The sequence below is a fragment of the Phormidium sp. FACHB-1136 genome (genome assembly GCF_014697375.1).
Classification (GTDB): domain Bacteria; phylum Cyanobacteriota; class Cyanobacteriia; order Phormidesmidales; family Phormidesmidaceae; genus Nodosilinea.
The window spans coordinates 1-7,042 of record NZ_JACJRS010000159.1 but is presented as its reverse complement, the minus strand read 5'-3'; the positions used below and the strand labels follow the sequence as shown (position 1 = coordinate 7,042).

At 57.3% G+C, this 7,042-nt stretch carries 5 protein-coding genes and 2 pseudogenes; 3 read left to right on the top strand and 4 right to left on the bottom strand.

Going from position 1 to position 7,042, the window contains the following annotated elements; genetic code table 11:
* The 3 genes and pseudogenes from H6G62_RS25235 to H6G62_RS28450 form a co-directional block, all read left to right on the top strand.
* Positions 1–135: pseudogene (locus tag H6G62_RS25235) on the top strand (photosystem II D2 protein (photosystem q(a) protein)); the annotation flags it as partial.
* On the top strand, positions 119–1,501 hold the full coding sequence (gene psbC, locus H6G62_RS25230; RefSeq protein WP_190500358.1) for a photosystem II reaction center protein CP43: 1,383 nt from the start codon (positions 119–121) through the stop codon (positions 1,499–1,501). The pseudogene H6G62_RS25235 and the gene psbC, both read left to right, overlap by 17 nt.
* A 192-nt stretch (positions 1,502–1,693) precedes the next feature.
* Positions 1,694–1,828 (top strand): hypothetical protein, encoded by a 135-nt coding sequence (locus H6G62_RS28450; protein WP_277883058.1) that lies wholly within the window; start codon positions 1,694–1,696, stop codon positions 1,826–1,828.
* A 467-nt stretch (positions 1,829–2,295) separates the two neighbouring features.
* On the opposite strand, the gene H6G62_RS25220 is transcribed toward H6G62_RS28450, so the two are convergent.
* From H6G62_RS25220 to H6G62_RS28120, 4 genes and pseudogenes are all read right to left on the bottom strand, one after another.
* Complete coding sequence (locus H6G62_RS25220) at positions 2,296–3,759, bottom strand: Mur ligase family protein (RefSeq protein WP_190500357.1); 1,464 nt, start codon at positions 3,757–3,759, stop codon at positions 2,296–2,298.
* A 53-nt stretch (positions 3,760–3,812) separates the two neighbouring features.
* Positions 3,813–3,998, bottom strand: a complete 186-nt coding sequence (locus H6G62_RS25215; RefSeq protein WP_190500355.1) for a hypothetical protein — start codon at positions 3,996–3,998, stop codon at positions 3,813–3,815.
* Between the two features lie 396 nt (positions 3,999–4,394).
* On the bottom strand, positions 4,395–6,062 hold the full coding sequence (locus H6G62_RS25210) for a mechanosensitive ion channel (RefSeq protein WP_190500353.1): 1,668 nt from the start codon (positions 6,060–6,062) through the stop codon (positions 4,395–4,397).
* A 224-nt stretch (positions 6,063–6,286) separates the two neighbouring features.
* Positions 6,287–6,595 (bottom strand): annotated as a pseudogene (locus H6G62_RS28120) (IS4 family transposase); the annotation flags it as partial.
* Positions 6,596–7,042 lie beyond the last annotated feature (447 nt).

The following is a 7,042-nucleotide window of genomic DNA, read 5'->3' as shown; positions in this document are numbered from 1 at the left end:
CCTGAATTTGAAACCTTCTACACCAAGAACATTCTGCTGAACGAAGGTATCCGGGCTTGGATGGCTCCCACCGACCAACCCCACGAGAAGTTTGTATTCCCCGAAGAGGTACTGCCACGTGGTAACGCTCTCTAGTAATTCCTTTATCGCCGGACGCGACCAAGCATCCACTGGGTTCGCCTGGTGGTCTGGTAACGCCCGTCTAATCAACCTGTCTGGCAAGCTGCTGGGTGCCCATGTGGCCCACGCTGGTCTGATCGTATTCTGGGCCGGGGCCATGACCCTGTTTGAAGTGGCCCACTTCGTTCCCGACAAGCCTCTGTATGAGCAGGGCTTCATTCTCCTACCTCACCTGGCCACCCTGGGCTGGGGCGTTGGCCCCGGTGGTGAAGTGTTCGACACCTTCCCCTACTTTGTGGTGGGTGTACTTCACCTGATTTCCTCCGCTGTGCTCGGTCTTGGCGGTGTTTACCACGCCGTGCGTGGCCCCGAAGTGCTGGAAGAGTACTCCTCCTTCTTCGGCTACGACTGGAAAGACAAGAACCAGATGACCAACATCATCGGCTACCATCTGATCCTGCTGGGTTGTGGTGCTCTGTTGCTGGTGCTGAAGGCTTGCGTCTTCGGCGGTGTGTACGACACCTGGGCTCCCGGTGGCGGCGATGTCCGGATCATCACCAACCCCACCCTCAACCCCGCTGTGATCTTCGGCTATCTGACCCGCTCCCCCTTTGGTGGCGAGGGCTGGATCGTTGGCGTGAACAACATGGAAGACATCATCGGTGGTCACATCTGGATCGGCCTGATCTGCATCGGTGGTGGCATCTGGCACATTCTGACCACTCCCTTTGGCTGGGCTCGTCGCGCCTTCATCTGGTCTGGCGAAGCCTACCTCTCCTATAGCCTGGGTGCGCTGTCCCTGATGGGCTTCATCGCCTCCTGCTATGTGTGGTTCAACAACACCGCCTACCCCTCCGAGTTCTACGGCCCCACCAACGCCGAGTCTTCCCAGGCTCAGGCCATGACCTTCCTGGTGCGCGACATGCGCCTGGGTGCCAACATCGGCTCTGCCCAAGGCCCCACCGGTCTTGGTAAGTACCTGATGCGCTCCCCCACGGGTGAGATCATCTTCGGCGGTGAAACCATGCGCTTCTGGGACTTCCAAGGCCCCTGGCTGGAGCCCCTGCGTGGCCCCAACGGTCTGGATCTGGACAAGTTGACCAACGACATCCAAGATTGGCAGGTGCGCCGCGCCGCTGAGTACATGACTCACGCGCCCAACGCCTCCATCAACTCCGTGGGTGGCGTGATCACCGAGATCAACTCTGTGAACTTCGTGAACCCCCGGCAGTGGTTGTCTACCTCCCACTTCGTGCTGGGCTTCTTCTTCCTGGTGGGCCACCTCTGGCACGCTGGCCGCGCCCGTGCAGCGGAAGCGGGCTTCGAGAAAGGCATCGACCGCGAGACCGAGCCTGTGCTGGCCATGGGCGACCTCGACTAACCCTTGAGGTTTAGCCTATCCCGATACCGCTAAATCACTTGTATTTAGCTACATAACTCTCTGGTCCTCGTCTTTGGATGGGGACCTTTTTATTGGTTTATTGGCCACGGTTCAAGGTTGACCGTCCTAGGGGGAATTCGCCAGGATTGGACTAGGGTGTGTCATCCATTGTGGACAGGCTGAGGCGACCCCATGACCCTAGCTCAATCTGCATTGGATGGCTATGCCTACCTAGACTTGGAGGTGGATGGCAATGGCCAGATTTTTAGCTACGGTCTGCTGTTCCCCCGGCATGAACTGAAGGTCAGATCGGGCACTGATTTCTAAAAGTATGATCCTTGATTTCTCGTCACCCAAAGTTCTTGTATAGCAGGGGTTCCACAAGGCATCCTGCTTTAGCGATCCAGTGCCTGTTCTTTCCCTTCATCGGTATCACTGAGATAGCGCACTTTGCCCCCCGGTCAGGGACAACCAGGTTCTTGACGGTAGGGGTCTTTTTCTTGACACTGTAATAGGTTTTGCGGTCGGCTTTGTCTTTGGGGCGATGATTCGTCGTTCCGTGCCATCGATGAGGAACTCTAAGCTCGGACAGGTGCTGAGAACCCTTTCCAGGTTGGCCGGGTCTCGCTCCGGTAACTGACGTTTGTACCCTAACGCCTGGTTCAGCACGCCAGTCAAGCGATGAATCCATGCATTGGCCTGGGCCTGACTGATGCCAAAGAGAAACCCCTGCACCGCTTGGGTCGGATAGAGCTGAAAATACACCAGAAGGTTTATTAAACAAAATTTTAGGGTCAAACAATATCCAGGGTTTTGCCCATCAGTTTGCGGAATTCCAGCATGGCGGTGTAGGTGGGCATCACAAAAACAGTGTCGCCATCAAGGGCATGGGCAAAGGATTGGTCGATGGACTCGTGGATGGCTTCCACGGTGGGGATGGCGTCGGGCGGATTGTCCAGGGCGTATTTTAGCCGTACCCGCATATCCTTGGCGCGAATGCCGCTGCACAGCACCCAGTCTAGATGGGCCTGGTTGAGGCGTTCTAATTCGCTATCCCACAGCCAGGAAACATCTTTACCGTCGGCGGTGTTGTCGTTGATGGCGAGGATGAGTTTGAGGGCGGGGATGTGGCGCAGTAGTTCTAGGCTGAGGCTAAAGCTGGCCGGATTTTTTACCAGTAGGAGGCGATAGTGAACGGTTTTGTCGCCCACCTGGCGGCTGAGAATTTCCCCTCGGCCAAAGGCGGGCTGAAAGGTTTGGAGTCCCTGAATTGCTAGTTCCGGCGCTAACCCCATCAGGGTAGCCATGGTCAAGGCGGTGAGGGCGTTGTAGACATGGAAAAAGCCGGGGGAGGCAGTGCGGGCCTGGGGTATGTCAATGGTCTGATCCGCTGCGGTGCCGTGGATGGCAAAGTCTGTGGTTAGGTCTTCGTTGATGCGGATTTTGGTGGCCTCTAGCCCTGGGGTACCCGGTTCGCGGCGGTGTAGTTTCCCTTCGTAGGGCAAAAAGCGGGCGTATTCTTCGGCTAGGGACACAAAATAGGTGGGGTTGGGCAAACCCTGGGTGAGGCGGGCGGTGCGGGGATCGTCTCCGTTGACCACCACCTGGGCGGTGGGACATTGGGCAATGCCGTCGCGGATCAGTTTTTCGGTGCGGTCAATTTCGCCGTAGGCATCGAGCTGATCCCGATACAGGTTGGTGACGGCAATCACCTGGGGTTGCAGCAGGGCGGCGATACGGGGTAGGGTCGCCTCCTCTACTTCTAGGATGGCGTGGCTAAAATCTAGCCGTCCGAGGGCGTTGCTTTGCTTGAGGAGTTCCGACAAAATGCCCTGGCTGAGGTTGGCTCCGGCCCGGTTGCGGAGAATTTTGATCCCCTCTCCCTGGCTGACCATGGCATCGAGCATGGTTTGGGTAGTGGTTTTGCCGTTGGTGCCCGTAATCGCCACCACCGTAGGGATTTGCTGCACCAAAGCCCCCAGGGCAAAGGGAAAATACTGGCCCACCAGGTATCCCGGCAGGGCCGTCCCCGATCCCCGCCCCGACAGCCGCAGCACCAGGGTCAGCGCCTTGGCAAAGGCCACAATGGGAATTAGCAACAGTTGGTTCATGGCAGACCGCAGAGTACCGGGGCTTCCCCTAGACGTGGAATATTCTGTCCAAGGTACCGCAAAGGTATCCCCCCAGATCAGATCACTCAGAATCGGCTGGTCTGGAGCATTCACCAAGCCAACTAAAACCGCCTGGGATTTCCGCACAGGCAAGAATCCCGTACCATCGGCTGAATGCCACTTTCAAGGCTGTATAGAACCTACCGCTCCAACCCCGATGGGGGCAGGGGAGAGGCAGGAGGAGAAAGCCCTTGGGAGGAGGAAAAGTGGGCAATCGCCGCCATCGGCAGGGTCAAGGTCATCAAGGCAATGACGATGCCGAGCAGATTGGAGAAAATACTCGGAGGCTCCCCCGGAGGGGTCTCGGTTTGACTAGCAGAATCCATGCAATTTTAGGACTGAAATCAGCAAAGCAGGCTTGGTTGACCGAGGAGGTCACGCAACGGGAAAACCCGTTAGCCCATCCGTTATCTATCGCCGCAGAACCTTCTATCAGACCATCTTAGACATCACACGGTAACAAACAGTTCCCCAGGGCACAAAGCCCCAGGCATTGGCTATGGATTGCTGACAAGCCACAGCCGATCTGACTAGGGAATGGAATGCCATTCCGCTAGGCTCATTAGTTTATCATTCCCCACGGGGTGGGGGCAGCCCTAAATCGTTACAAAGATTACTGAATTTAGGTTCGGTCGTCTGGGCTGGTGGGCTAGGGATCCCAAAAAATAATCCAGCCTCCCGAAGGAAGCTGGACTAGACGTACTCAACGTGAACTATCGACACTAATGCCGCTGGCGGAAGTCGTTTAACCAGTCGCGCAGTTGGTCGGCGGCAACCTCGCGGCCCCCTAGACCAAAGGCCAGGGCAATGGCGACGGCAATGGCTCCCATTAACAGCCCAAAGGCCAGGTTGACGATGTCGGGGGCAACGCCCATTTGCTGAAGCGCCATGGCTCCCACAAAGATCAAAATGGCGATGCGGGTGGCCTGGGCGAGGATCTTCGCCTGCCCAGAACCCATGGCGCTCACCAGGCGGAAGGCCAGGTTGGCTAGGTAAAGACCCACGGCAAAGACCACCAGGCCGCTGAGTACCCGTACCCCAACCCGCAGCACGGCCCGCACAATGTCAGTGAGTCCGGCAAAGTTGAGGATTTCGGTGGCGGTGACGGCCCCAAAGAGCACGATGGCGACGAGGGCAAGGATGCCCACCAGTTCCGATGGGGTGCGTCCAGGGGCGGCGGGACGCACGACTTCCTCCAGTCCGGGGGGTGAGGGGGGCTGGGGATCCGACTGAAGTTCGGGCAAGCCGAGCACACCCAGGATGTTATCGAAGCCCGCGCTGCGGAGCAATTCGGTGACCAGGTTGGAGACAAACTGCCCCACAAAATAGGCCGCCGCCAGCACCACCCCAGCCATAATCACCTGGGGAATGGCCGTCATCACCTGCTCCAGCATGACAATAGCCGGAGCCGAAATGGCGTCAATGGCCAGTTCATTCAGGGCGGCCACCACCGTGGGAATCAGCACCAGCACATAGGCCAGGGTACCCACCAGCCCAGAGAGGGAGAGCCCTTCACGGGCGGTGGGTTTTAACCCCATGCGGGGGCCAATTTGGTCAGCCCCAATGGCCACCAGGAGGTTGGTGGCAACGCCGCGCACAATCCGGGCAATGATCCAGCCCAGGGCCAAAATCAGGCCCGCCGTAATCAGCCGGGGAATGGCCTGCAAGAAAGAATTGATCAGATCCTCCACCGGAGCCAGCAGCCCCGGCAACTGAAGGGCACTGAGCACCAGGGGAATAAACAGCAGCAGAATGAACCAAAACAGCACGTTGCCGATGGTTTCATTGAGCACCACGGGGCTGTTGCCGCCTTCTAGTCCGGCCTGTTGCGCTAGGCGATCATCTAAATTAAATCGCCCTAGCCCGTTGACCACCAGGGTGCGCACTAGGGTCGCCACCACCCAGGCAATGCCGAGGAGCAGGGCCGCACCGCCCACCCTGGGCAGGTAGGCAAAGATTTGATCTAGGAAATTGTTCAGCGGCGTTGAGACTGCCGTTAGGTTCAGGGCATTGAGGGAGGCCACAATGGCGAACAAAAAGATCAGCCAATACACCAGAGTGGAGGCCCATTGCTCCACGGGAATGGACGGTTCACCTTGGCTACCCGAGGCCCAGCGAGCCAGACGATTGTCGAGCTGGGTGCGCTTCAGCAGGTTTTTGATCGCCAGCGCCACTACCGTGGCCAGCAACCAACCCAGCAACAACAGCACTATGGCCCAGACTAAACTCGGCAAAAACTGGCCAAGCTGCACCGCAATCTCCTCCACAAAGCGGCTGGGGGAGGAGGTGTCTAGGCTTGTCGGTATCGGCGTCGATATGGGCACAGGATCGGCTTGGATAGGGGCTGGCTCCACCTGGGCAACCAGCGGAATAGAATGGGTGAATAGCATACACAATTGGGGCTTAAGGGGCATCCTGAGGGGCCGTGACCGAGCGATCTTCCCTGGTCAGTGGATAGTCTCACGGATCATCTTGACGAGATAAAATGCCGTGCAATTCACCGTCCAGAGGTCTCGGCCTCGGTTTCCCCGTAACGTTATCATCCCAGTTCCAGTTTTTCCAAACGTCCTTCTAGACAACACTCCGGACAGATCTGGGCGGCTATGGCTCCAGCTTAGGCGGCTATAGCCCCGTAATTTAGGAGAGTTTGGTAGTTGGGGTGGGATTTAATCAAAGTTGGCTCCAGGTCGAACATGGCGATAAATAGGTCAAGAAGATGCTCATTAAGGTCCTGTCGTTTGAAGGAGGGGATGGAGAAACTGAGGGGTTCATCCTTAGCTTGAGTGGATAGCAGTGCCGCTTTTGCCCGTGTAAGGGCCATCAGACTGGCATTGACATGGGAGTCGAGGGCTTCAGGCGTTCGAGCTTGGCAGTCGGCTAAGCCTGTGAATTGGCGAGCATTGCGAAAAATGAATTCAGTCTGGCAGCCAGGATACCCCCATAAACACAGAGGATGCCCAGCCACCGAAACTGAGTCTAGACAGTTTGCAGCAGTTAGTGAGCGTGATTGCCAAAATTAAGGCAGCTCATCTGTCTACTCAACAGGAAGGTGCCCTATGCCAGAGCGAATCGAGCCCCCCCGCCGCATCACCTGATAGCCCAAGTGCCCCTGTGGAGCACCTTGCCGCTAGCGACCCGCCAGCGACTGATGTGGATTTTCAGCCAAATGCTAGCCAGTCAATTGGCGGTTCAAAGGCCGCAGGAGGGCAGCCAGAGCTATGCTCATTTCTGGTGTATGGAGGGGAAAGAAGGAAGGGCGTATCCTGCTGGATGAAGTAAACCACCAGATCAGGAATACACCATGAATGACGACCATCTTATTTCACTACCCCCCAGCGAGACAACGGAGCACTTCAGCGATGCGCTGAGC